Below are 23,197 nucleotides of genomic sequence, written 5' to 3' on the forward strand. Positions count from 1 at the left end.
CGGTCACATGGACGCCAGCACGTCCCACAGGCCCTTGGCGCGGCGCGGGCCGTCGTCCCCCTGCCTGCGGTCCTCGGCCCGGGGGCGGTAGCGGCCCGACTCGCACAGCCAGTCGATGTGGGCGCGCGGCAGCGCCAGGAACACCCCCACCACCCGCTCGACGTCCGACCGCCGTTCGGGGGTGAGCTGGAGCCAGTTCAGGGCCTCGTCCATGGTCCGCCCGGCGGCCGCCAGGTCCCCGGCGCGGTGCTCGATGCGCTCGACCACCCACTCGACGGTGCGTTCCGGCGGGAAGTCGTAGGCGGCGGAGAGCACGGTGACGTGGTTGTGGGCGTCGCCGCGTTCGGCCTCCCGGGCGTGGGAGGCCACGTCGTTGGACCAGGCGACGATGTCCGCCGTGGCCTCGGACAGGTTCTTCCACCACGGCGTGACCAGCAGCCCGGTCGGCAGTTCCACGTCCAGCATCGGCTCGACCAGGTCGAACAGGAACGGCGCGCACGCCCGGCGGCGGACCGACGGGTAGTCGTCCACGCCGGGGGCCTCGCCGATCCGGCGGTTGACCGCCTCCTGCGCGCAGCCCGCCCGGTGCTCCTCCATGTGCTGGAGGAACCGGCGCCGCCAGTCGCGGGTCATCCCCGCGGCCGTGGCATCCCACAGCTCGACCAGGGTGCTCTCCAGCGGACGCGCGCCGGGCGTGGCGTGCCCGCGCCGCACGGCGGCCAGCAGGGCCTCGTACAGCCCGTGCACGCCGGTGGCGCTGGCCGCCAGCGGCTCGCAGTCCAGCATGTCGTCCAGCGCGAACGCCCAGGTCAGCCAGCGACCCAGGAGCTCCAGCCGGTCCAGGTCGGCGGCGGGGAACAGCCGGGCGGCCAGCCGGTCGCACCGGGCCCGGCCCAGCGGCGAGGAGTCGGGATCGCCCAGTACCAGGCCGTTGGCCCGCGCCCAGGTGGTGACCCGTTCGCCCAGCGGCCAGGCGTCGGAGGGCAGCACCGAGGGGGTGGCCAGTCCGGACACCCGTTCGGTCATCGATTGCAGCAGCGACACGTCCACAACCCGGCCTACGCTAGTGACAGGTCCCTGACCTGCGGGGACAACGCCACGTCAAGAAAGCACAAACCGTCGGGGGCGCCGTGCGGCGTGTGACGTGAGATGGGGGGTATGGCAGAGTTTGCCGTACGGCACCGTCCGCGGATCCGTAACGTCGCGGTAACAGCGACCGGGCATACTGCGAGGTGACCGCGCCTGACGACCGCCGCACGGCCGCGCCGGAGGGGCGTCAGGGCGGCGGGCCGGACCGGTACGGCACCGCGTCAGCGAGGGAGAGGGCTTTGGACCGTCAGCAGGAGTTCGTGCTCCGCACGCTGGAGGAGCGCGACATCCGCTTCATCCGGCTGTGGTTCACCGACGTGCAGGGGTTCCTGAAGTCCGTGGCCGTCGCGCCCGCCGAGCTGGAGGGCGCCTTCGCCGAGGGCATCGGCTTCGACGGCTCGGCCGTCCAGGGGTTCGCCCGCGTCCACGAGGCCGACATGATCGCCAAGCCGGACCCGGCGACGTTCGCGGTGCTGCCCTGGCGCAGCGAGTCGCCCGGCGTGGCCCGCATGTTCTGCGACATCCTCATGCCGGACGGCACGCCCAGCTTCGCCGACCCGCGCTTCGTGCTGAAGCGGGCCCTGGAGCGGGCCGCCGACCTCGGGTTCACCTTCTACACCCACCCCGAGATCGAGTTCTTCCTGTTCAAGGAGCGTCCCGAGGACGGCCGCGAGCCGATGCCGGTCGACTCCGGCGGCTACTTCGACCACACCCCGCACAGCGCCGCGCACGACTTCCGCCGCAACGCGATCATGATGCTGGAGGCGATGGGCATCTCGGTGGAGTTCTCCCACCACGAGGGCGCCCCCGGCCAGCAGGAGATCGACCTGCGGTACGCCGACGCGCTGACCACCGCCGACAACATCATGACGTTCCGGCTGGTGATGAAGGAGGTCGCCCTCGAACAGGGGGTGTTCGCCTCGTTCCTGCCCAAGCCCTACACCGACCACCCCGGCTCCGGCATGCACACCCACATGTCGCTGTTCGAGGGCGACCGCAACGCCTTCTACGAGCCCGGGGCCGAGTACCAGCTGTCGAAGGTGGGGCGCGCGTTCATCGCCGGGCTGCTGCGCCACTCCGCCGAGATCACCGCGGTGTGCAACCAGTGGGTGAACTCCTACAAGCGGCTGTGGGGCGGCGTCGGGTCCACGGCGGGCGCGGGCGGCGAGGCCCCCGCCTACATCTGCTGGGGCCACAACAACCGCTCGGCGCTGGTGCGGGTGCCGATGTACAAGCCGCAGAAGGGCCACTCGACGCGGATCGAGTTCCGCTCGCTGGACACCGCCGCCAACCCCTACCTGGCGTTCGCGGCGATCCTGGGCGCGGGGCTGAAGGGCATCGAGGAGGGCTACGAGCTGCCGCCGGGCGCCGAGGACGACGTGTGGGCGCTGACCGCCGCCGAGCGCCGGGCGATGGGCATCGAGCCGCTGCCGCAGAGCCTGGACGAGGCGATCCGCGCGATGGAGCGCAGCGAGCTGATGGCCGACGTGCTGGGCGAGCACGTGTTCGACTTCTTCCTGCGCAACAAGCGCCAGGAGTGGGAGGAGTACCGCCGCCAGGTCACCGACTTCGAGCGCAAGCGCCTGATCGAGGTCCTGTAGCGGTACGCCCGGGAACGGGGCCCCGGCCGGGCGGACCCGGCCGGGGTTCGTCGTGTCAGCGCGACAGGACGCCGCCCAGCGCGGCCCCGCGGCCCGCGATGCCCAGGGCGGTGGTGCCGATGTTCTGCACGCCCTTGACGGTCAGGACCCTGCCGGTGCCGGGGAAGACGTACAGGCGGCCCTCGCCCTTGTCCTCGCCGGGAACGCCGACGACCAGGTCGAGACGGCCGTTGCCGTTGACGTCGGCGAACGTCACCGCGCCGCCGAACCGGTCGCCCTTCTCGCCGGTGCCGGGGACGCCCTTGGAATCCTGGTGGACCTTCTGCGCCCCGGTGGAGGTCAGGCCGCCCTTGGCGCCGTACAGGACGACGACGCTTCCGGCCCCGCGCTTGCCGCCGACCGTCGCGGCGCCCGCGCCTACGGCCACGTCGGCCCGGCCGTCCCGGTTGACGTCGCCGACCGCCACCGACGTCAGGCCCGTGCCCTTGTGGTGCCTGGGCTTGGCGAAGCCGCCGGGGAGCCCGAGGCGGACCGACACGGCCGTGGAGGTCGGTTTCTGGTGGTCGGCGGCGAGCAGGGACACCAGGTCGGCCCGGCCGTCGCCGTTGACGTCGCCCGCCGCGACCGGGAGGGCCTCGGGCTTGTCGCGGTAGTGCTGCGGGAAGGACCTGACCGCGCCCAGGCCCTTGGGGGTGCCCAGCCGCAGGTCGATCCAGGAGTTGCCCACCATGCCGTCGCCCAGCCGGGAGACGACGGCCGCCAGGTCGGTGCGGCGGTCGCCGTTGAAGTCGCCCGCGGCGAGGTGCACCTCGGTCCCGAAGCCGGGGAGCTGGGGCGCGCCGTCGTCGTTGTCGGGGACGTTGTTGTTGCGCAGCCTCACCGGCTGACCCGGCTTGGCACCGGGGTTGGCGTACACGTACAGGAAGTCGCTGTGGAACCCCGAGCTGACGGTGGCCAGGTCCGGGACGCCGTTGCCGTCGAAGTCGGCGGCCACCGCGTTCTCCTCGGCGGGACCGGGCAGCTCGGCGGTGCGCGCGGTCAGTCCCTTCGCGCCGCCGTACACGATGGAGTGGCCGCCGCCGCGGCGGCCTACCACCAGGTCGGCATAGCCGTCGCGGTCGAAGTCGGCCGAGACGAGCCGCTCGCCGGACCCGGGCCTGCCCTCGACGACCTGGCGGCGGGCCGGGTCGGCCCCCTTGGGACCGCCGTGGACGACGGTGACGAAGTCGCCCCTGCTCCCGTCGGGGGCGCCCGCCGCGACGTCGACGCGTCCGTCGCCGTTGAAGTCGTTGGGGGCGGCGGGTTTCTTGGCGGTGGCGGCGACCGGGGCGGCGCTGCCTTCGACACCGCTCTGGGTGACGACCACGGCGGCGACGGTGCCGAGGGCGACCGTGACGGCGGCGGCCGACGTGGTGAGGGTTCTGATGCGCATGAACGTCCTTTGCTCGGCGACGCGTTCGCAGAAAGGACGCCGCAAGATCATCGAAGGTTTACCCGTTCTCAACCTGGCTCCGGTAGCGGAGCGGTCCGCGGCCGGGATCCGAACGCACCCCGGACCTTCGGTCATGGTCCGGGGTGCTCGTCGTACCGCTGGGTCAGAACAGCAGGTTGCCGCCCAGGCCCGCGGTGCTGCCCGCGACACCGAGGGCGGAGGCGCCGATGTTGGCGACGCCCTTGGTGGTCACGCCGCCCTTGGCGGTGCCGGGGAAGACGTACAGGCGGCCCTCGTTCTTGTCCTCACGGGGGACGCCGACGACGAGATCGGCCCTGCGGTCGCGGTTGACGTCGCGGAACGCCAGCCCCCCGCCGAACTCGTCGCCCTTCTCGTCGGTGCCGGGAACGCCCTTGCTGTCCTGGCCGAAGACCTGGAACAGCTTGGTGGACGGGCCGGTCCTGGTACCGCGCACCAGCAGCACCACGCCGCCGCGCGTGCCGCCCTTGCCCTTGTTGAGGTTGACGGCGACCTCGGCCCTGCCATCGCCGTCCACGTCGCCGACCGCGAGCGCGTAGCCGGTGTGGGCGCCCTTGACGGCCGATCCGAAGCTCTTGAGGCTGACGTAGTGCGGCTTGGCGAAGCCGGAGGCGGTGCCCAGCCGCACCGCGAACGCCTTGGTGTCGCTCCCGTTGGCGTCGGCCGCGTGCACCAGGTCGGTCCTGCCGTCGCCGTTGACGTCGCCCGCGCGGACCAGTGCGGAGGAGATCGCCTCGGTGGAGGGCTGGGAGGTGACCTTGGCCGGGCCCAGCCCCTTGCCGGTGCCCAGGCGCACCACGAGCTTCGACTCGGTGGAGTCGAACGCGACGTTGTAGGACTGGACCAGCGCGAGGTCGGTGCGGCGGTCGCCGTTGAAGTCGCCGATCAGCGGCCGGATGGAGTTGCCGTCCGGCCCGCCGGGCGCGCCGGGGTCGGGGTTCGGCGGCATCGGCAGGGTGGTGACCTGAGGTGCGCCGGGCCTGGTGCCGGGGTTGAGGTACAGGCGGGCGTCGTCGCCGTGCGTGGTGACCAGGTCGGCGACGCCGTTGCCGTCCAGGTCTCCGGTGGCGGCGTTCCGGAACGAGCCGGCGGGCAGCGTCACCGTGCGCGAGGTCAGGCCCTTCGCTCCGCCGTAGAGCACGCGACCCGGGCCCTTCCCCTGGCTGACGACCAGGTCGGCGTAGCCGTCGCGGTCGAAGTCGGCCGAGGCGAGGGCGAAGCCGAACAGACCGGTCTCCTTGACGCCGTCGGGACTGGTGAGGATCTGGCGACGGGCCGCGCTCGCTCCCTTGGGGCCGCCGTAGACGACGGTGACGAAACCGGCGGCGCGCGTGCCCTTGACCTTGCCGTAGAGGTTGCCGTCGGCGATGTCGGCGTAGCCGTCGCCGTTGAAGTCGTTGGGGGCGGCGGGTTTCTTGGCGGTGGCGGCGACCGGGGCGGCGCTGCCTTCGACACCGCTCTGGGTGACGACCACGGCCGCGACGGTGCCGAGGGCGACCGTGACGGCGGCGGCCGACGTGGTGAGGGTTCTGATGCGCATGAACGTCCTTTTGCTCGGTGATACGTTCGCAGAAAGGACGCCGCAAGATCATTTCCGGTTTACCCGCACTTCGCGGAAGTGTGATGGTTCGTGCCGCCAGGTCAGAACAGCAGGTCCCCTCCCAGGAACGCGGAATCGCCCGCGATGCCGAGGGCGGGGGTGTTGATGTTGGCGACGCCCTTGGTGGTCAGGCCGCCCTTGGCGGTGCCGGGGAACACGTAGAGACGGCCCTCGCCCCCGTTCTCACCGGGGACGCCGACGACGAGGTCGGCCCTGCGGTCGCCGTCGGTGTCACGGAACGCCAGCCCCTGGCCGAACCTGTCGTCCTTCTCGTCGGTGCCGGGGACGCCCTCGCCGTCCTGTCCGAGGAGCTGGAACGACCCGGTGGACGGGCCGGATCCGGTGCCGCGCACCAGCAGGACCGTGCCGCCGCCCTCACCCCTGCCGAGGCCGACGGCGATCTCGGCCCTGCCGTCACCGTCCGTGTCGCCGACCGCCAGGCCGCCGCCGTGGTGGGCGCCCTCGGCGGCCGGGCCGAAGCCGTTGAGGGCGACGTGGTGCGGATCGGTGAAACCGGAGGCGGCGCCCAGCCGCACCGCGAACGCCTCGGCGTCGCCCGGCCGGGTGGTCACCGGGTACACGAGGTCGGTCCGGCCGTCGCCGTTGACATCGCCCGTGCGGGCCGTCTCGGAGTCGATCGCCTGGTTCGCCGGCTGGGCGAAGGTCTCGGCCGGGCCGAGGCCCCCGCCGGTGCCCCGCCGCAGCACGAGGTTCGAGTGCGGGACGCCGCGGTTCGCCCGGTAGGAGTGGACCAGGAGGAGGTCGGTGCGGCGGTCGCCGTCGAAGTCGCCGACCAGCGGCCGGATGGAGTCGTCCTCCGGCCCGCCGGGCGCGTCCTGGTCGAGGCTCGGCAGCGGCAGCCCGGACACCTGCGGCGCGCCCGGCTCGGCGCCGGGGTTGAGGTACAGGCGGATGTCCCGGCTGCCGGTGGTGACCAGGTCCGCGACGCCGTTGCCGTCCAGGTCGCCGGCGGCGACCCGCCCGAAGGAACCGCCGGGCAGCACTGCGGTGCGCGCGGTCAGCCCCCTCGCCCCGCCGTAGATCACGCGGCCCGAAGCGCCCGCCTGGCCGACGACCAGGTCGGCACGACCGTCGTGGTCGAGGTCGGCCGAGGCGAGGGTGTGGCCGAACAGGTCGCCCCGCCGGGCGCCGTCGGGGTTGGTCACGATCTGGTGGCGGGCCGCGCTCGCGCCCTTGGGGCCGCCGTAGACGACGGTGACGAAACCCGCCGCCCGCCTGCCCTTGACCGCGCCGTAGAGGTTGCCGTCGGCGATGTCGGCGATGTCGGCGTAGCCGTCGCCGTTGAAGTCGCCGGGAGCGGCACCCTTCTCGGCCGGGGTGGTGGCCCCCCCGGCGGGGGTGGGGGTGGGGGCGGCGACGGGGGTGGTGCCGCCCCCGCCCCCGTTCTGGTTGGCGACGACGGCCGTGACGGTGCCGAGGGCGACCGTGACGGCGGCGGCCGACGCGGTGAGGGTTCTGGTGCGCATGAGCGTCCCTCGTGATCGGTGATGCGGTTGGCCCGCGCTTCACCGGTCGGGGATCCGCGTGCGGGCGCGCGGACGTCCGGCGGACTACGGTTGGGGCGTGAGCGCGCCGTGGAGTCCCGAACGCCGCCCGTCCCCGACCGTCCGGCTCGCCCGGCTGGGCTTCACCGATCCGGGCCGGGCCCACCGGCTCCTCGCGGAGGGCGAGTCCCTGGACGACGACCTGCTGGCGGCGGTCGGCGGCACCCCCGACCCCGACCTGGCGCTCACCGGGCTGCTGCGGCTGCTGGCGGCGGCCGACGAACGCGGCGCCGGCGGCGGGCTGCGCGCGGCGCTGGAGAAGGAGCCCGCCGTCCGGGCCCGCCTGCTGGCCGTCCTCGGGGTGAGCGACGCGCTCGGCGGGCACCTGGCGCGGCACCCCGGGCACTGGACCGTCCTGCGCGACGGGGGAGGCGACGCCCCGACGGCCGACGGGCTGCGCGCGGCGCTGCTGCGGGCGGTGGGGGCCGACCCCGACGCCGAGGTCCCCCTGGCGCGCGACGCCTCGCCCGAGACGCTGGTGGCGTTGCGCGTGGAGTACCGGCGGCACCTGCTGGCGCTGGCCGGGCGGGACCTGACCGGCGCGGCCGACCTCGCCGAGGTCGCCGCCGCGCTGGCGGACCTGGCGGCGGCGGCGCTGGAGGCGGGCCTGGCGGTCGCGCGCGCCGAGGTCGAGGGGCACGGCGCGTGCCGCCTGGCGGTGATCGGCATGGGCAAGGCCGGGGGCCGCGAGCTCAACTACGTCAGCGACGTCGACGTGGTCTTCGTGGCGGAGGCGTGCGACGGGCACGCCGAGGACGCGGCGCTGCGGGTGGCGACCCGGCTGGCGGCGGCGATGATGCGGGCGTGCTCGGCCAGCACCGCCGAGGGCGCGCTGTGGGAGGTGGACGCGGCGCTGCGGCCCGAGGGCAAGGCCGGGCCGCTGGTGCGCACCCTGGCCAGCCACCGCGCCTACTACGAGCGGTGGGCCAAGACGTGGGAGTTCCAGGCGCTGCTGAAGGCCCGGCCGGTCGCCGGGGACACCGGTCTCGGCCGCCGCTACCTGGAGATGACCGCCCCGATCGTGTGGCGGGCCGCCGACGGCGAGAGCTTCGTCGCGGACGTGCAGGACATGCGGCGGCGCGTGGAGACCCACCTCAACCAGCGCACCGCCGAGGCCGAACGCCAGCTCAAGCTGGGCCCGGGCGGGCTGCGGGACGTGGAGTTCGCCGTCCAGCTGCTGCAACTGGTGCACGGGCGGACCGACGAGTCGCTGCGCAGCCCCACCACGCTGGACGCGCTCGCGGCGCTGTCGCGGGGCGGCTACGTGGGACGCGACGACGCGGCGGCGCTGACGGCGGCCTACCGGTTCCTGCGGCAGGTGGAGCACCTGATCCAGCTGCACCGGCTGCGCCGCACGCACGTGGTGCCGGACGCCGAGGCCGACCTGCGGCGGCTCGGGCGGGCGCTGGGGCTGCGCGCCGACCCGGTGGGGGAGTTCACGGCGCGGTGGCGGCGGCACGCCCGCGAGGTGCGCCGCATCCACGAGAAGCTGTTCTACCGGCCGCTGCTGCGCGCGGTGGCGCGGCTGCCGGAGGAGGAGGCGCGGCTCACGCCGGAGGCGGCCCGCACCCGGCTGGAGGCCCTCGGCTACCACGACCCGGCGGGGGCGCTGCGGCACATCGAGGCGCTGACCGCCGGGGTGTCACGGCGCGCGGCCATCCAGCGGACGCTGCTGCCGGTGATGCTCGGCTGGTTCGCCGACGCGCCCGACCCCGACGGCGGGCTGCTGGGGTTCCGGCAGGTCAGCGACGCGCTCGGCACGACCCCCTGGTACCTGCGGCTGCTCCGCGACGAGGTCACCGTCGCCGAGCGGATGGCGTGGGTGCTGGGCTCCAGCCGGTACGCCACCGACCTGCTGCTGCGCGCCCCCGACGCCGTCGCGATGCTCGGCACCGCCGCCGAGCTGACGCCCCGGCCGCACGCGGCGCTGCGCGGCGAGGCGCTGGCGGCCGTGCGGCGGCACACCGACGCCGAGGGCGGCGCGAACGGCACCCTGCTCGCCGAGGAGGCCGTCGCGGTCGTGCGGGGGCTGCGCCGCCGCGAGCTGTTCCGGGTGGCGGTCGCCGACCTGCTCGGCCTGGTCGACGTGGGGACGGTGGGGGAGGCGCTGACCGACATCGCGGCCGTCACGGTCGAGGCCGCGTTGCGCACCGCCCGCCACAAGATCGAGCTGGAGCTGCGGGGACCGCTGCCGACCCGGATGGCGGTGGTGGCGATGGGCCGGTTCGGCGGGCACGAGCTCGGCTACGGCAGCGACGCCGACGTGATGTTCGTCCACGACCCGGTGCCCGGCGCGGACGAGCAGGAGGCGGGCCGCGCCGCGTACGCCGTCGCCGAGGAGCTGCGCAGGCTGCTGGCGCTGCCCGCCCCCGACCCGCCGCTGGAGATCGACCCGAACCTGCGGCCCGAGGGGCGCCGGGGACCGCTGGTGCGCACCCTCGCCTCCTACGCCGCCTACTACGCCCGCTGGTCGGAGCCGTGGGAGGCGCAGGCGCTGCTGCGCGCCGACCCGTTCATCGGCGACCCGGAGCTGTGCGCGCGGTTCGGCGCGCTCATCGACCCGCTGCGCTGGCCCGACGGCGGCATCGACGAGGCCGCCGTCCGGCAGATCCGGCGGCTGAAGGCCCGCATGGAGTCCGAACGGCTCCCGCGCGGCGTCGACCGGCGGCTGCACACCAAGCTCGGCCCCGGCGGGCTGTCGGACGTCGAGTGGGCCGCCCAGCTGCTGCAACTGCGGCACGCCCACGACGTCCCGGGGCTGCGCACCACCCGCACCCTCGCCGCGCTGGACGCCGCCGCCGACGCCGGGCTGCTCGACCGGTCCGACGCCGGGGTGCTGGCCGACGCGTGGCGGCTGGCCACCCGCATCCGCGGCACGACCATGCTGGTGCGGGGCCGCCCGTCCGACCTGCTGCCCACCGAGCACCACCGCGAGCGCAGCGCCGTCGCCCGCGTCCTGCGCTACCCGGCCACCGGGGAGCTGCTGGAGGACTACCGGCGGCACGCCCGCCGCGCCCGCGCCGTCGTGGACCGCGTCTTCTACGGGGCCGACTGACCCGCCGACCGGCCCGCCGGGCGGTCCGTCAGCGGACGGCGCGGGCCCGGTCGGAGCCGGCCAGGGGACGCGTCCAGTCCGCGGCCCGCTGCCCCACGGCGGCCCGCAGCCGCAGCAGCGGCGCCGGGCACCGGTGGTACAGGACCCACGACACCGCCAGGGCCGCGCCCACCAGCGCGATCCCCGCGACCGCGTCCAGCACGTAGTGGTTGGCGGTGGACAGGATCACGAACACCGTCGTCGCCGGGTACAGCAGGCCCACGACCTGCGCCCAGCGCCGCCGCGCCAGCCGCGTGATGACGTACCCGCACCACAGGGCCCATCCGGCGTGCATCGACGGCATCGCGGCGTACTGGTTGGTGAGGGTGCCCGACGCGTCGCTGGCGTACAGGCCGAACGAGTGCAGCGCCGTCACCGGGTCCACGAAGCCCTCGCTGTGCAGGAACCGCGGCGGAGCCAGCGGGTACAGCCAGAACCCGACCAGCGCGGCCCCGGTCGCCAGCATGATCGAGGCGCGCAGCCAGCGGTAGTCGCGCGGCCGCCGCCGGTACAGCCACACCACCACGGCGAGCGTCACCGCGAAGTGCGCGGTGGCGTAGAACAGGTTGGCGGTGCGCGCCAGCCACGGCACCTGGAGCAGCAGCTGGTTGAGGCCCAGCTCCACATCGAGGCCGATCGCCCGTTCGAACCCCAGGATCTGGTCGGCGTGCGCGAACGCCGGACCGGTGCCGTCCTCGACGAGCAGCAGGCGCGTCAGCGTGTAGGCCGCGTAGAACAGCGCGATCAGCAGCAGCTCCCGCCAGACCGGCGGCGCGGCGAGCGCGCGCCTTCGCCGGGCGGCGGCGGGCCCGCCGGGGGAGGGGCGCCGGCTCGGGGGGGCAGGCCGGTCCGCGACATGGCCGCGGGGGGCTGCGGGGGCGGTTTGGGCCATGTTATTTATCTTTGCCGGGAGGCCACCTCCCTGAGATCACCGCGACGAATGGTCTTCATCTCAGCCTTGAGTAGTACGAACCCGGCACGGCCTCCGGACCTACGGGGGAGGCGCGGCACCCCGGCGGGGGAGCCGCCGGGGAGGGGAGCCCGCGGGCGGACCGGGTCAGGGGACGATCTGCTCGACCTTCATCGGCTCCTTGAGGGCGTTGCCGACCGTGCAGTAGCTGTCGTGGACGCGCTTGGCGACCTTCCGCAGCACCTCGTCGGCCTCCGCGTCGCCCTCCGGCAGCTCCACGTCGTAGGTGATCGTGATCGTGCCGAGCCTGCTGGTCGCGACCTTGTCGGCCGACACCGTCGCGGCCAGCCGCGCCATGCGGTGCCCGCGCTGGGAGGTCAGCGGCTCCACGGTGACCAGCTCGCAGCCGCCCAGCGCGGCCAGCAGCAGCTCCACCGGCGTGAACGCGCCCTCGGTGTCGCCGTCCCCGATCGCGACGCGCGCCCCGCGGTCGTTGGTCGCCTGGAAGCCGTCGGCGGTGCGCTCGACGTTCACCGTGGCCATGAGATCCCCTTCGATCACTTGCGGAAGCCGGCGCCCATGCCAACACGCCCGGCACCGGCGATCTTCCCAGAGTTCCCGGGCGCTCAGGTGGCCAGCCGCTCCCGCTCCTCCGCGATGATCATCCGGGCGAGCTCCGGCTCGGACACGTCCACCGCGTCCGGCGTCGCCTCCGCCAGGTCGCTGCGCCGCGCGTAGGCGTCGAACAGGCCCTCCTTGACGCGCAGGATCTCCAGCAACCGCTGGTCGACGCCCTCGGGGGTGAGGACCCGGTGGACCTGCACCCGCCGCGCCTGCCCCATCCGGTGGGCCCGCGCCACCGCCTGCGCCTCCAGGGTGGGCTTGACCTGCGGCTCGCACAGGATGACCACCGAGGCGGCCTGGAGGTTCAGCCCGGTGCCGCCCGCCTGGACCTGGGCGAGCAGCACGGCGTGCCCGGGCTCGTCGGTGAACAGGTCCACGATCTCCTGCCGTCGCGCGGCCGGGACGTCGCCGGTGACGGGGCCGTGGACCTCCCGGCCGAGCGCCTGGTGGACGGCGGCCAGCACGTCGCGGAAGTAGGAGAAGACGACGATCTTGAGCTCGTTCTCGGCGGCCTCCTGGACCAGCTCCACGACGCGGCGCAGCTTGGCCGACCGCTGCGGGTCGGCGTAGGCGGCGCGGCGCATGGCCATGAAGTTGCCGTCCCGCACGGCCTTGCGGTACGCGCGGGCGTCGGCGGCGCTGAACTCCTCCCACTCGTCCACGTGCATGACCTCGGGCAGCTCCAGCAGCACGTCCCGCTGGTTGCGGCGCAGGTAGACGGGCCCGACCGCCGCCCGGAACGCCCTCGGCCCCACGGCCGCGTCGCTCTGCCGGATCGCGGGGAGCAGCTCGGGCCGCAGGTGGGCGACGAGGTTGCGGAACTCCTCGACGCGGTTCTCCATGGGGGTGCCGGTGAGGAACAGCACGCGCCCGACGTTCCCGCACCACGCGGCCACGGCCTTGGACCGGCGGGTCTCGGGGTTCTTGACGAAGTGGGCCTCGTCGACGACGAACATGCCGACGTCCACCCCCGGTGCGGGCGGCAGGGTGTGGAGGCTGTCGAGCGTCGTGACCGCGACGCCCCCGCTCCGCGCCCACTCCCCCCACGCCCGCGCCCGGCCGGGCCCGTGGACCGGCCGCACGGGAAGGAAGCTGCGGCCCTCGACCTCGCGCACCCAGTTGACCAGGACGCTGGCCGGGCAGGCGACCAGGAAGTGCGTGGCCCCCTCGGCGCGCAGGTGGGCCATGGCGGCGATGGCCTGGACGGTCTTGCCGAGCCCCATCTCGTCCCCGAGGATCACCCGGCGCTGGGCGAGCGCGAACCGCGCCCCGAACGCCTGGTATCCGCGCAGGGAGACGTCGCGGTGGGTGTCGTCCAGGGGCTGGGCCCGGACGCGTTCGGCCAGGTCGGTGGGGAGGAAGCCCTCGACGGCGTCGTGCTCGGGGTCGGTGGCGGCCAGCTCGGCCAGCAGGGTCTGGTAGTCGGCGGCGCGCAGCTCGTAGTCGATCCAGGCCCGGTCGCCGTCCGCCGGGGGGCGCAGCAGGTCCACCGACGCCTGGGCGAGGAGGGTCCGGGACCCGGCCCGTTCCTCCAGGACCGCGGCCGCCCGCGCGACGGCGGCGCGGGCGCGTTCCCGCTGGGCCCTGGTGGCCAGGACGCGCCGCCACCAACTGCGCAGGGGCCGGGCGTCGGCGAGGAGCGGGCTGAGCCGCTCGTCCAGCTCCTCGGCGAGGGCGCGGGCCCTGGTGAGGCCGGTCCCGGCGTTGACGAGGCGGTGCAGGGCGATGAGCAGGCGGGTGGTGGCCTCGTCCCGCGCCCCGGCGTCGACGCGGATGGAGGCGGACCGCTCGGCGGCCTCGCAGAGCTGGCGCGCGGCGGCGTGCAGCTGGTTGGCGGTCTGGGGCCCGACGCCGGGGATCAGCTGGAGCCGGTAGGGGGTGGAGTCGAGCACGTCGAGGACGGTGGGGATCCCGGCCTGCTCGACGGCCCCGAGCCGCAGCCGCCCGCCGGTGACGTCCTTCAGCCGCGCCACGGGCATGGCGGAGAGCTGTTCCCGCGCGATCCCGTTCCGCAGAGGTTGCAACGCCGCGTGCACGCCGGCGCGGGCCTCCCGGTGGTCCCCGAGCAACGCCCGCGCGGCCTCCAACAGCTCGTGGGCCCCCCGCAGAACCTCCCGCGGCTCCCGAACGGGCCGTAGACCCTGCTGCATCATCACGCCCTGCCCCTCCCACCGCCAATGGCACATGATGGCACCACCCGGTGACGAAAACACCGGGCCTCCATCCGGGCGGCGGCGTCCGGCCCCGCCCGGATCGCCGGTGGGCGGGCGTCGTGACGGGCGGGGTCAGGCGGCCGGGCCGGCCTCGCCGAGGACGGTGTAGCCCATGATGCTGCGCAGGCATTCCACCTGCTTGACGTGCTCGGCGTCGGAGTCCGCGTCGACGGTCTCGTAGACCCGGCCGAGGTCGGGCACATGGCGGGTGGCGATGAGCTTGCGCACGGCGGTGCCGTCGTGTCTGCGCAGGAGCAGCGGCGGGTTCGTCAGGATGCGTATCTCGGACGGGACGGCGAACGAGGTGGGGGAGTCCATGGTGGCTCCTCGGCCTGGGCGGTTTCGGTGGGGACGGGCGTCCGGTCAGGACGCGGGGGCGCCGATGCGGGCGCGGAAGGCCGCCTCGTCGACGATGGCGCGGTCGTGCGTGCCGGTGGCCAGCACCCGGCCCGCGGGGTCGGCGGCCGTGAAGGTCACGGTGAACCTGCGGCCGGTGAGCGCGGTGGTGATGTGGAACTCGACCTTCTCGCCGACCGGCGTGGGGGCCAGGTGGCGCATCTCGACCGAGACGCCCACGGTCATCTGGCCCGGGCGCAGGTGGGGTGCGACGGCGGTGACGCACAGCCGTTCCATGCCGCGTTCGACCCCGGGCTGCCCGGCGTCGATGACGAACAGGGTGATGTCGTGCCCGCCCGCCTCGGGGACGCGTCCCACGATCAGCATGAGGTCGGCGACGGGGGCGTTGGTGATGTGGGACTTGGAGCCGGACAGCAGGTAGCCGCCGTCGCGGCGGACGGCGCTGGTGGTGATGGCGGCCATGTGGGAGCCGCCGCCCGGCTCGGTGGCGGCGGTCGCGCCGACCGCGCCGCCGACCAGGCGGGGGAGCAGGTCGGCCCGCTGCTCGTGGGTGCCGTGGTCGGGCAGGAGCTGGATGAACCCGGCGTGGGCGACGGCCGACAGGACGAAGCCGCAGTCGTCGGCGCCGAGGGCCAGGCCCTCGAACCCGGCCGGGAAGCCCCACAGGTCGCCGCCGGAGCCGCCGTACTCGGCGGGCACGCGGGCGGCCCAGAAGCCCTCGTCGGCCAGGGCCTGCCAGAGGGGGCGGTCGAAGGCCGCCGCGCGGTCGCGTCCGGCGCTGCCGGGGGCGATGACGCGCGCGGCGAAATCGTGGAAGTGGCGGCGGCGAGGCGGGTCAGTGCGGCGGTGGCCGCGTCGACGAAGGCGTCGATGTCGGCGGGGCCGGTGGCGGTGGAGACGGCGCCCATCCCGCGCGGGGCGATGATGAACCCCTCGGTCAGCAGGTCCAGGAACAGCGCCTGCTGCGCGGCGGCGTCCACGCGGCGGACGTCGCGGAAGCCGGTGACGTCGGTGACGCCGACATGGATGTTGAACAGGGAGGAGTGGCCGGTGACCGCGGCGGGCGCCGCGCCCAGCAGGCGCAGGCCCGCGAAGAACGTGATGATCGCGACCACGGTGGACAGCACCGCCGTGGCGGCGGCGCCGCTCCACCCGGCCGCGTCCACCGGGAGCGCGGGCCGGTGCGCCGCGCACGCGCCGAGGTACACGGCGGCCGCCGCCAGGCACACCACCGCCGTCGAGGCCAGGGAGCCGACCTGCGGTGCCAGGCGGCTGCCCGCCATGATGTAGCCGGTGTAGACGACCGCCGCCGCCAGCGCCAGCGCGATGCCCACCGCGTCGGCCGACCACCGCACCCCCGCGATCAGCACGACGCCCGCCGTCGCCAGGACGATGGCCGTCACCGTGCCGCGCGCCGGGGCCCGGCGCGTCACGACGATCGAGCACACCGCGACCAGGGCCGGGTAGGTGGAGAACAGCACCGCGACCAGGCCCGCCGGGATGCGGGTCAGCGCGGTGAAGTAGAAGAACGACTGCCCGACGTATCCCACCGCGCCCATGGCCAGCAGCACCCACAGGTCACGGCCGTGCGGCCAGCGGGCCGACGTGACCGCCATCAGCGCCACCAGCATCGTCGCGGCGATCACGAACCGCGCCCCCAGCACGCCGTGGACGTCGGCGCCGTGCCGGTAGGCGATCCGCGCGAAGACCGCCATGGCGCCGAACGAGCCCGCGGAGACCAGCAGGAGCGTCACCCCCGGCACAGGCGACCCGGATCCGCCGTGCGTCTCCCCGGAAATCGGCGGCGCGGGGGCGGCGACCGCCTCGTGCGCGGCCACCGTTCGCCTGTCACCGGATCATGCCATCGCGACCCCCGCTTCGGTCGACGGCTGGAACCTGACTTCGATCAAAGTAACCCTGTCAGAAAGGGCGGACAACGTGGCAGCGGGAAAAGGCCCTGTGTACGACCATTGACGAAAGGGGTGACACGCGATGGCGGCCGCCGGGGTGAGGGGCACGCCACCGGGAGGAAGGGAACGGCCTCGCCCGCGACGCCGGTCCGGCCTCCGGACGGCGCCCGCCGGGCCCGGACCCGCGGATCCGTCGCACCGGAAACGCCGTCGGCGTTCTTCCGCGCGGAGGGGTTCCGGGAGCGGTTCGTTTCACCACGCACCGGCGCGCGCTCGCGCGATCACCGTTGGTCGGAGGGAAGGGCCGCATGGCCTTTTGCGGACGACTCCGCCCGGGTCAGTGGGGATGGGCCTCGCGACGGCCCCCGGCCTCGCCCCGCCGGTCGTCCGCGTCCTGGCCGTCACCCGCGGACGGGGAACGTTGGGAAGCGCGGCCGGTGCGGGTCAGGGACGGGGATCGGTGCGCGTCCAGGGACGTTCGTCGCGGCGGCGGCCCATGGCGGCGGCGCAGCGCGGGCACACCCGCTGCACCCGGTCGGCCGATCCTCCCGATTCGGGAAGGATGTCCGGCCAGGCGACGTGCGGGAACCGCAGCAGCCGGGCGCGGCTGAGCGGCAGGCCGCACAGGGTCTGGTTGGTCCCGGACGTCCAGGCGTGCACCTCCCCGGCGGGCAGCCGCACCCCGTCCGGGTCCCGCCAGGTGCCGGACGCCGCCACCGACGCCGCCTGTCTCCGTGTCCTCACGGTCGCGTTCCCTCCCGCCGGTCACTCGAAGTCGTCGGGGTTCAGCTCCTCGGGGCGGTCGCCCGCGCCCTCGCCCTCGCGCGTCGCGTCGGGGTCCTCGTAGGGGGAGTCGTCCGTCTCCTCCGCGGCACCGCGTCCGACGTCGCCGGACCGGTCCGGCACCTGCTCCGTCATGGTCGCCTCCAGATCGCTGGGGCGGGGTTCCTACCCAGGTCAGGACGGCCGAATCCGCCGCCGCGCGCGACGGCGCCCGGACCGGCCCGCGACGATCGTGACGCGAGCCGGTCCGGGCGCCGTCCGTCCCGGTGTCCGGTTCCTACTTCGGGCCGTCGAACGTCCACACGGCGCGGGCGCCGGGGCCGACGGCGAGGGTGGACCTGCCGATCCGCTCCTCGTGCCGGTGGTCCAGGTACTGGTTGAGCGACATCTCGACCCGCCGCAGGCCCGCCCGCTCGCGCGGGACGGCGTCGAGCTGGATCCTCGTCCCGCCGCGCAGCGCGACGATCCCGCCGGGAAGGGTCTGGACGGCGAAGCCGCCGGCCTTCAGCAGCGGCACCGTGTTGGCGAGGTCGCGCTGGGGCACCGCGAGGTGGAGGGCGGTCACGTCGCGCATCATGCGGTCGCGGTAGGTGTCGGGCAGGTAGCGCTCCCGGCTGACGTCGCCGGGGCGGCTCGCCGGCTCGGTCTTGCTGCGCGGGTCGGCGAAGTACTCCGGCAGGTACTCCATCGCCCAGGCGTCGAAGGCGTCGTACTGGTCGCCGGTGGTGCGGATGGTGTCGAACCACGGCACCGGCACGCCGTCGCCGAAGTTCCGGGTCTGGCGGTACTCGGCCGGGTCGGTGACCCCCAGGGCCTTCAGCCGGTCGGTCACCTTGACCAGGTCACCGGCGTTCTCGGTCGAGACGGCCATCCCGGAGGACCCGAACAGGGCGTCCTGGCCGGGCAGGTCGCCCTCACCGAAGAACTCGATGTAGGTCTCCCGGCCGTACAGGTAACGCCCCTTCCAGGTCATGCCGCCCCCGGTCGTGGTGCGGACCTCGAAGTTGGCGAACCTCCGGAGGTAGTCGGAGTTCTCGATGGCGTCGGCGGTCTCCTTGTCGACCACCGCGTAGGCGTGGTTGTAGAACAGCGACTGCGATTGGGCCTCGTCGGCCCGCGCCGTCGCCGTCCCCCCGCCGACCGAGCCGGTGACGGCGACGGCGAGGGTGACGGTGAGCGCGGTGACGGCCCGCAGTGTTCGGCGCATCAACATGATCTTGAGCATAGGAGCGTCAAGATCATCATGAGGGGCCTTTGCCGGAAATCGGTCCTGTCGGACCATGTCCGGCGACGGTCGCCCTCATGACCATACGGAAAAGCCGCCGGTCACCCACCGCGGTACGGCGAGCGACCGGCGGCCTCGTGCTCAGGATCAGATGTCGTAGCACATCTCGTTGCGACCCTCGGTCGCCGAGGCGACCGCCACGAGCCACATCGTAGGTCTAGATGTCGTAGTACATCTCGAACTCGTGCGGGTGCGGGCGCAGGCGGATCGGGTCGATCTCGAACTCGCGCTTCATCGAGATCCACGTCTCGATCAGGTCGGCCGTGAAGACGCCGCCCTCCAGCAGGAAGTCGTGGTCGGCCTCCAGCGCGGCCAGGGTCTCCTCCAGGGAGCCGGGGACCTGCGGGATCGCGCGGGCCTCCTCCGGCGGCAGCTCGTAGAGGTCCTTGTCGACCGGGTCGGCGGGCTCGATCTTGTTCTTGATGCCGTCCAGGCCCGCCATCAGCATCGCCGAGAACGCCAGGTACGGGTTGCAGGACGGGTCCGGCACGCGGAACTCGACGCGCTTGGCCTTCGGGTTGTTCCCGGTGATCGGGATGCGGATGCAGGCCGAGCGGTTGCGCTGGGAGTAGACCAGGTTCACCGGGGCCTCGTAGCCGGGCACCAGCCGGTGGTAGGAGTTCACCGTCGGGTTCGTGAACGCCAGCAGCGCGGGCGCGTGCTTGAGGAGGCCGCCGATGTAGTAGCGGGCGTTGTCGGACAGGCCCGCGTAGCCCACCTCGTCGTAGAAGAGCGGGGAGCCGTCCTTCCACAGCGACTGGTGGCAGTGCATGCCGGAGCCGTTGTCGCCGAAGATCGGCTTGGGCATGAACGTCACCGTCTTGCCCGCCGCGCGCGCGACGTTCTTGACGATGTACTTGTAGAGCAGGAGGTTGTCGGCGGTCTTCAGCAGGGTGTCGAAGCGGAAGTCGATCTCCGCCTGGCCCGCCGTGCCGACCTCGTGGTGCTGCATCTCGACGTGGATGCCCGACGACAGCAGCTGCGCGACCATCTCCGAACGCAGGTCCGTGTAGTGGTCCATCGGCGGGACCGGGAAGTAGCCGCCCTTGTACGGGGGCTTGGCGCCGAGGTTGCCGCCGGGCTCCTCGCGGCCGGTGTTCCAGGCGCCCTCGATCGAGTCGAGGTAGTAGTACCCGGCGTTCTGCCTCGTCTCGAAGCGCACGTCGTCGAAGATGTAGAACTCGGCCTCGGGGCCGAAGTAGCAGGTGTCGGCGATGCCGGTGCCGCGCAGGTAGTCCTGGGCCTTCTTGGCGACGTTGCGCGGGTCGCGGCTGTAGGGCTCGCCCGTCAGCGGGTCGTGCACGAAGAAGTTCAGGTTCAGCGTCTTGTGCTGGCGGAACGGGTCCACCACCGCCGTGCTCGGGTCGGGCAGCAGGAGCATGTCCGACTCGTGGATCTCCTGGAATCCGCGGACCGAGGAGCCGTCGAACATCAGCCCCTCGGTGAACGCGCTCTCGCCGAAGCTTTCCACCGGGAACGTGAAGTGCTGCATCTTGCCGGGCAGGTCCACGAAGCGGCAGTCGACGAACCTCACGTCCTCGTTCCTGATGAAGCTCAGGACCTCGTCGGCGCTGCTGAACATCCAGCCTCCTTGGGGCGCTTTTGGCTTCGGGCAGGCTATGGGGCGGCCGTTTCCCGGCCGTGTCCCTTATGTTTCGGGTGTGTTACGCATCACTCTATGACGTCGGTCACTGACCGGGACCCGGGTGGGGGCCGGTAGGCGGGGCCGGATCGGGGCCGGATCGGGGCCGCGCCGGGGAGCGGATAGCGTAGAGGCATGAGCAGCGGTAAGGGACGCCAGGCCGAGGGGCCTCGGTGGACGCAGACGTGGCTGGGCGGCGCCCGCTCGGCCGGGGTCGACCTCGGAACGCCGGGGGAACGCCTGGGACTGCCCGCGGAGGGCAGCGGGTCGGTGGCGGGCTACGGCCGCCGGTTGCTGGCACTGCTCATCGACTGGCTGCTGTCGCTGCTGGTGGCGAGCCTGCTGGCCAACATGCTCGCGTGGTCCCCGCCGACCCGCAGCCTGGCCACGCTGGTGATCTTCGCGATCCAGGCGTGGGTCCTGACCGGCCTGCTCGGCATCACCATCGGCAAGCGCGTCACCGGCATCCGGGTGGCGCGGCCGGACGGCGGCCCGGTCGGGCCGGTGTGGGCGCTGGTGCGGACGCTCCTGCTGGTGCTGGTCATCCCCGCCCTCGTCTGGGACCGCGACTACCGGGGCCTGCACGACCGCGCCGCCAACTCGATTGTCGTGCGCGTCTGACCCCGCGGGAGAACGCGGCGGGAACACGAAAGCGCCCCCGAGGGGGCGCTTTCCTCGTCGTGGGGGAGGGTCAGCGGGTCTTCGGCTTGGGACCCTTCGGCATCCGCGCGCCGCGCGGGACCGGACCCTTGGGCATGGGCATCGCGCGGGGCAGCGCCTGGAGGCGGTCGTTCAGCTCGGCGACCTGGCCCTTGGTCAGGTTGCGCGGCAGCTTCATCAGATGGCGCTGGAGCCGGTCGACCGGGATCTGGCCCTCCTCGTCGCCGACCTGCACGTCATAGATCGGCACCTGCTGGGCGGCGCGCGACAGGCGCTTCTTCTCCGCGCCGAGCAGCTGGCCGACCCGGTTGCGCGGGCCCTCCGACACCAGGACCACGCCGGGGCGGCCGACGACCCGGTGCACCATGTCGAGGTTCCGGTTGCCGGCGACGGCCTCGGTGACCGACCAGTTGCCGCGCATGTTCTTCAGGATCGCGGCGGCCGCGCCCGGCTGCCCGGCGATCATCTTGTACTGCGCCTTCTGCGCCCGCTGCCCAAAGATGATCATGCCCACGGCGAACGCGGCCAGGACGCCCAGCGGAATGAAGAACCAGAGCTGGTCGATCAGCAGGCCGATGAGGATGACGACGACCAGGGTGGCGAGCGCGGCACCGAAGACGATCGGAAGGGCCTTCGGGTCGGCCTGCTTGAGCAGGCCCGCGACCATGCGGATCTGCTTGAAACGGCCCACTCGCTCCTGGGCCCCGTCCGTGGGCTTTTTCGACATGTCCCCAAGGATAGTCGTGCGCTACCGTCCGCCGGTCACCCCTGGCGGGCCTCGATCGCCTGCTTGTACAGCCGGCCCGCCCGGTAGCTGGAACGCACCAGCGGCCCGGACATCACGCCCGCGAAGCCGATCTCCTCGGCCTCGGCCGACAGCTCGACGAACTCCTCGGGCTTGACCCAGCGCTCCACCGGGTGGTGGCGCGGCGACGGCCGCAGGTACTGCGTGATCGTGACCAGCTCGCAGCCCGCCTCGTGCAGGTCGCGCAGCGCCGCGGAGACCTCCTCGCGCGTCTCGCCCATGCCGAGGATCAGGTTCGACTTGGTGACCAGGCCGTCCTCGCGCGCCCGGGTGATCACTTCGAGGGAGCGCTCGTACCGGAAGCCGGGCCGGATCCGCTTGAAGATCCGCGGCACGGTCTCCACGTTGTGCGCCAGCACCTCGGGGCGGGAGGAGAACACCTCGGCCAGCTGCGCGGGGTCGGCGTTGAAGTCGGGGATCAGCAGCTCGACGCCGCAGCCGGGCACGGCCGCGTGGATCTGCCGCACGGTCTCGGCGTACAGCCAGGCCCCGCCGTCCTCCAGGTCGTCGCGGGCCACGCCGGTCACGGTCGCGTACTTCAGGCCCATCGTGGCCACCGACTCGGCGACCCGGCGCGGCTCGTCCCGGTCGAACTCGGCGGGCTTGCCGGTGTCGATCTGGCAGAAGTCGCAGCGCCGCGTGCACTGGTCCCCGCCGATGAGGAACGTGGCCTCGCGGTCCTCCCAGCACTCGTAGATGTTGGGACAGCCGGCCTCCTGGCAGACGGTGTGCAGCCCCTCGGACTTCACCAGGGACGTCAGCTCGCGGTACTGCGGGCCCATCTTCAGCCGGGTCTTGATCCACTCCGGCTTGCGCTCGATGGGGGTCTGGCTGTTGCGGGCTTCAATGCGCAGGAGCTTGCGCCCCTCAGGTGTCACCGTCGTCACCCCCTCAGGTTACGTCCGGATCAACCCCGTCGGCACATCGGGGATGATCGACCCCGGAGGGGCGGCGACCACGGGAGACGGCCACCGATTCCCGCGTTTCTACCCTCCGTAGCTGTGGATCTCTCTAAGGTGACTGGCTGTCGCCTTCGCTTCACCCTTCGCAGGAGGAACCCCTTGGGTCTGGCAATGTCGTACCTCAGAGTGCCGCCGGTGCTGGAGGGGGAGCCCGATCCCGCGCGCATCGCCCACCGCCTCTTCGGCACGCCGCGCTGGCGGGACCGGTCCGCCGGGGCGCTGCTGGACCTGGGCGGCGGCTGGCAGGTGCTGCACTACCTGATCACCGGGGACCCGTGGGACGGGCGCCCGCCGGAGGCCGACATCGTGTGCGGCGGGCGGCTGCTCACCGAGAACGGCACCGCCGACCTCGGCCTGGACGTGGTCTACCTGGCGGCCGAGCGGGTCAAGAGCGCCGCCGAGCACCTGGCGGACACGCCGTTCGACGCGGTCGCGCGCCGCTGGGACCGCGCCGCGATGGCCGCCGCCGGCGTGCAGGACGCGGACGCCCTGGACGAGGCGGCCCGCGAGCGGTTCTTCCGGCCCGCCTACGAGGGCCTCACGCGGTTCTTCCGGGACGCCTCCGAGGAGGGGCAGGCCGTCTACAAGGCGATGGCGCCGCGGACGTGAACCGGGCGGCCGGGACG

The 23,197-nt window shown here is 73.6% G+C and carries 19 protein-coding genes and 2 pseudogenes; 4 read left to right on the forward strand and 17 right to left on the reverse strand.

Features of this window, described 5'->3' with window-relative positions; genetic code table 11:
* Positions 1-3: 3 nt before the first annotated feature.
* Entirely contained in the window at positions 4-1,044 is a 1,041-nt protein-coding gene (locus tag HNR61_RS36875) for a terpene synthase family protein (RefSeq protein WP_182847774.1), read from the reverse strand.
* Positions 1,045-1,328: 284 nt separating this feature from the next.
* On the opposite strand from HNR61_RS36875, the gene glnA (HNR61_RS36880) reads away from it, so the two are divergent.
* Complete coding sequence (gene glnA / locus HNR61_RS36880) at positions 1,329-2,690, forward strand: type I glutamate--ammonia ligase (protein WP_067820091.1); 1,362 nt, start codon at positions 1,329-1,331, stop codon at positions 2,688-2,690.
* Positions 2,691-2,745: 55 nt separating this feature from the next.
* On the opposite strand, the gene HNR61_RS36885 is transcribed toward glnA (HNR61_RS36880), so the two are convergent.
* The 3 genes from HNR61_RS36885 to HNR61_RS36895 all read right to left on the reverse strand — a co-directional run bounded on the left by HNR61_RS36885 (position 2,746) and on the right by HNR61_RS36895 (position 7,248).
* A complete protein-coding gene (locus tag HNR61_RS36885; RefSeq protein WP_182847775.1) occupies positions 2,746-4,122 on the reverse strand; it encodes a VCBS repeat-containing protein in 1,377 nt (458 codons plus the stop codon).
* A 163-nt stretch (positions 4,123-4,285) separates the two neighbouring features.
* Entirely contained in the window at positions 4,286-5,701 is a 1,416-nt protein-coding gene (locus tag HNR61_RS36890; protein WP_182847776.1) for a VCBS repeat-containing protein, read from the reverse strand.
* A gap of 101 nt (positions 5,702-5,802) precedes the next feature.
* Entirely contained in the window at positions 5,803-7,248 is a 1,446-nt protein-coding gene (locus HNR61_RS36895; protein ID WP_182847777.1) for a VCBS repeat-containing protein, read from the reverse strand.
* A 97-nt stretch (positions 7,249-7,345) separates the two neighbouring features.
* Here HNR61_RS36895 and HNR61_RS36900 point away from each other — a divergent pair, with 97 nt between their 5' ends.
* Complete coding sequence (locus tag HNR61_RS36900) at positions 7,346-10,381, forward strand: bifunctional [glutamine synthetase] adenylyltransferase/[glutamine synthetase]-adenylyl-L-tyrosine phosphorylase (protein ID WP_182847778.1); 3,036 nt, start codon at positions 7,346-7,348, stop codon at positions 10,379-10,381.
* A 28-nt stretch (positions 10,382-10,409) separates the two neighbouring features.
* On the opposite strand, the gene HNR61_RS36905 is transcribed toward HNR61_RS36900, so the two are convergent.
* The 11 genes and pseudogenes from HNR61_RS36905 to glnA (HNR61_RS36945) all read right to left on the reverse strand — a co-directional run bounded on the left by HNR61_RS36905 (position 10,410) and on the right by glnA (HNR61_RS36945) (position 20,084).
* On the reverse strand, positions 10,410-11,312 hold the full coding sequence (locus tag HNR61_RS36905; protein ID WP_182847779.1) for a phosphatase PAP2 family protein: 903 nt from the start codon (positions 11,310-11,312) through the stop codon (positions 10,410-10,412).
* A 165-nt stretch (positions 11,313-11,477) separates the two neighbouring features.
* Positions 11,478-11,873: an OsmC family protein gene (locus HNR61_RS36910; RefSeq protein ID WP_067820074.1), complete on the reverse strand. Its 396-nt coding sequence runs from the start codon at positions 11,871-11,873 to the stop codon at positions 11,478-11,480.
* Positions 11,874-11,956: 83 nt separating this feature from the next.
* The gene (locus HNR61_RS36915) at positions 11,957-14,140 is read right to left on the reverse strand and encodes a DEAD/DEAH box helicase (RefSeq protein ID WP_220510248.1); all 2,184 of its coding nucleotides are present in this window, start codon (positions 14,138-14,140) and stop codon (positions 11,957-11,959) included.
* Between the two features lie 99 nt (positions 14,141-14,239).
* A complete protein-coding gene (locus tag HNR61_RS36920) occupies positions 14,240-14,485 on the reverse strand; it encodes a hypothetical protein (RefSeq protein WP_182847780.1) in 246 nt (81 codons plus the stop codon).
* A 45-nt stretch (positions 14,486-14,530) separates the two neighbouring features.
* Complete coding sequence (locus HNR61_RS47020; protein ID WP_220510274.1) at positions 14,531-14,986, reverse strand: thioesterase family protein; 456 nt, start codon at positions 14,984-14,986, stop codon at positions 14,531-14,533.
* Between the two features lie 105 nt (positions 14,987-15,091).
* A pseudogene (locus HNR61_RS50570) lies at positions 15,092-15,970 on the reverse strand (acyl-CoA dehydrogenase family protein); the annotation flags it as partial.
* Positions 15,895-16,362, reverse strand: a pseudogene (locus HNR61_RS50575) (EamA family transporter); the annotation flags it as partial. The pseudogenes HNR61_RS50575 and HNR61_RS50570, both read right to left, overlap by 76 nt.
* A 516-nt stretch (positions 16,363-16,878) precedes the next feature.
* Positions 16,879-17,178, reverse strand: coding sequence for a hypothetical protein (locus tag HNR61_RS36930; RefSeq protein ID WP_067820050.1), 300 nt, complete (start codon positions 17,176-17,178; stop codon positions 16,879-16,881).
* Between the two features lie 21 nt (positions 17,179-17,199).
* Complete coding sequence (locus HNR61_RS36935; protein ID WP_182847781.1) at positions 17,200-17,352, reverse strand: hypothetical protein; 153 nt, start codon at positions 17,350-17,352, stop codon at positions 17,200-17,202.
* 142 nt (positions 17,353-17,494) lie between these two features.
* Positions 17,495-18,424 (reverse strand): DUF5829 family protein, encoded by a 930-nt coding sequence (locus tag HNR61_RS36940; protein WP_182847782.1) that lies wholly within the window; start codon positions 18,422-18,424, stop codon positions 17,495-17,497.
* Positions 18,425-18,659: 235 nt separating this feature from the next.
* Positions 18,660-20,084 carry a type I glutamate--ammonia ligase gene (gene glnA / locus HNR61_RS36945; RefSeq protein ID WP_182847783.1) on the reverse strand — a complete coding sequence of 475 codons (1,425 nt, stop codon included), beginning with the start codon at positions 20,082-20,084 and terminating at the stop codon, positions 18,660-18,662.
* A 195-nt stretch (positions 20,085-20,279) separates the two neighbouring features.
* Between glnA (HNR61_RS36945) and HNR61_RS36950 the strand changes: the two genes are divergently transcribed.
* Positions 20,280-20,765, forward strand: coding sequence for an RDD family protein (locus HNR61_RS36950; RefSeq protein ID WP_182847784.1), 486 nt, complete (start codon positions 20,280-20,282; stop codon positions 20,763-20,765).
* A 70-nt stretch (positions 20,766-20,835) separates the two neighbouring features.
* Here the strand turns inward: HNR61_RS36950 and HNR61_RS36955 are convergent, their stop codons facing one another.
* Positions 20,836-21,531 carry a DUF4191 domain-containing protein gene (locus tag HNR61_RS36955; RefSeq protein ID WP_182847785.1) on the reverse strand — a complete coding sequence of 232 codons (696 nt, stop codon included), beginning with the start codon at positions 21,529-21,531 and terminating at the stop codon, positions 20,836-20,838.
* Positions 21,532-21,566: 35 nt separating this feature from the next.
* Positions 21,567-22,496 carry a lipoyl synthase gene (gene lipA / locus HNR61_RS36960; RefSeq protein WP_067820039.1) on the reverse strand — a complete coding sequence of 310 codons (930 nt, stop codon included), beginning with the start codon at positions 22,494-22,496 and terminating at the stop codon, positions 21,567-21,569.
* Between the two features lie 186 nt (positions 22,497-22,682).
* Here lipA and HNR61_RS36965 point away from each other — a divergent pair, with 186 nt between their 5' ends.
* Positions 22,683-23,180 carry a DUF1877 family protein gene (locus HNR61_RS36965; protein WP_246444617.1) on the forward strand — a complete coding sequence of 166 codons (498 nt, stop codon included), beginning with the start codon at positions 22,683-22,685 and terminating at the stop codon, positions 23,178-23,180.
* Positions 23,181-23,197: the final 17 nt, after the last annotated feature.

This window comes from Actinomadura kijaniata, from assembly GCF_014138665.1.
Lineage (GTDB): Bacteria > Actinomycetota > Actinomycetes > Streptosporangiales > Streptosporangiaceae > Spirillospora > Spirillospora kijaniata.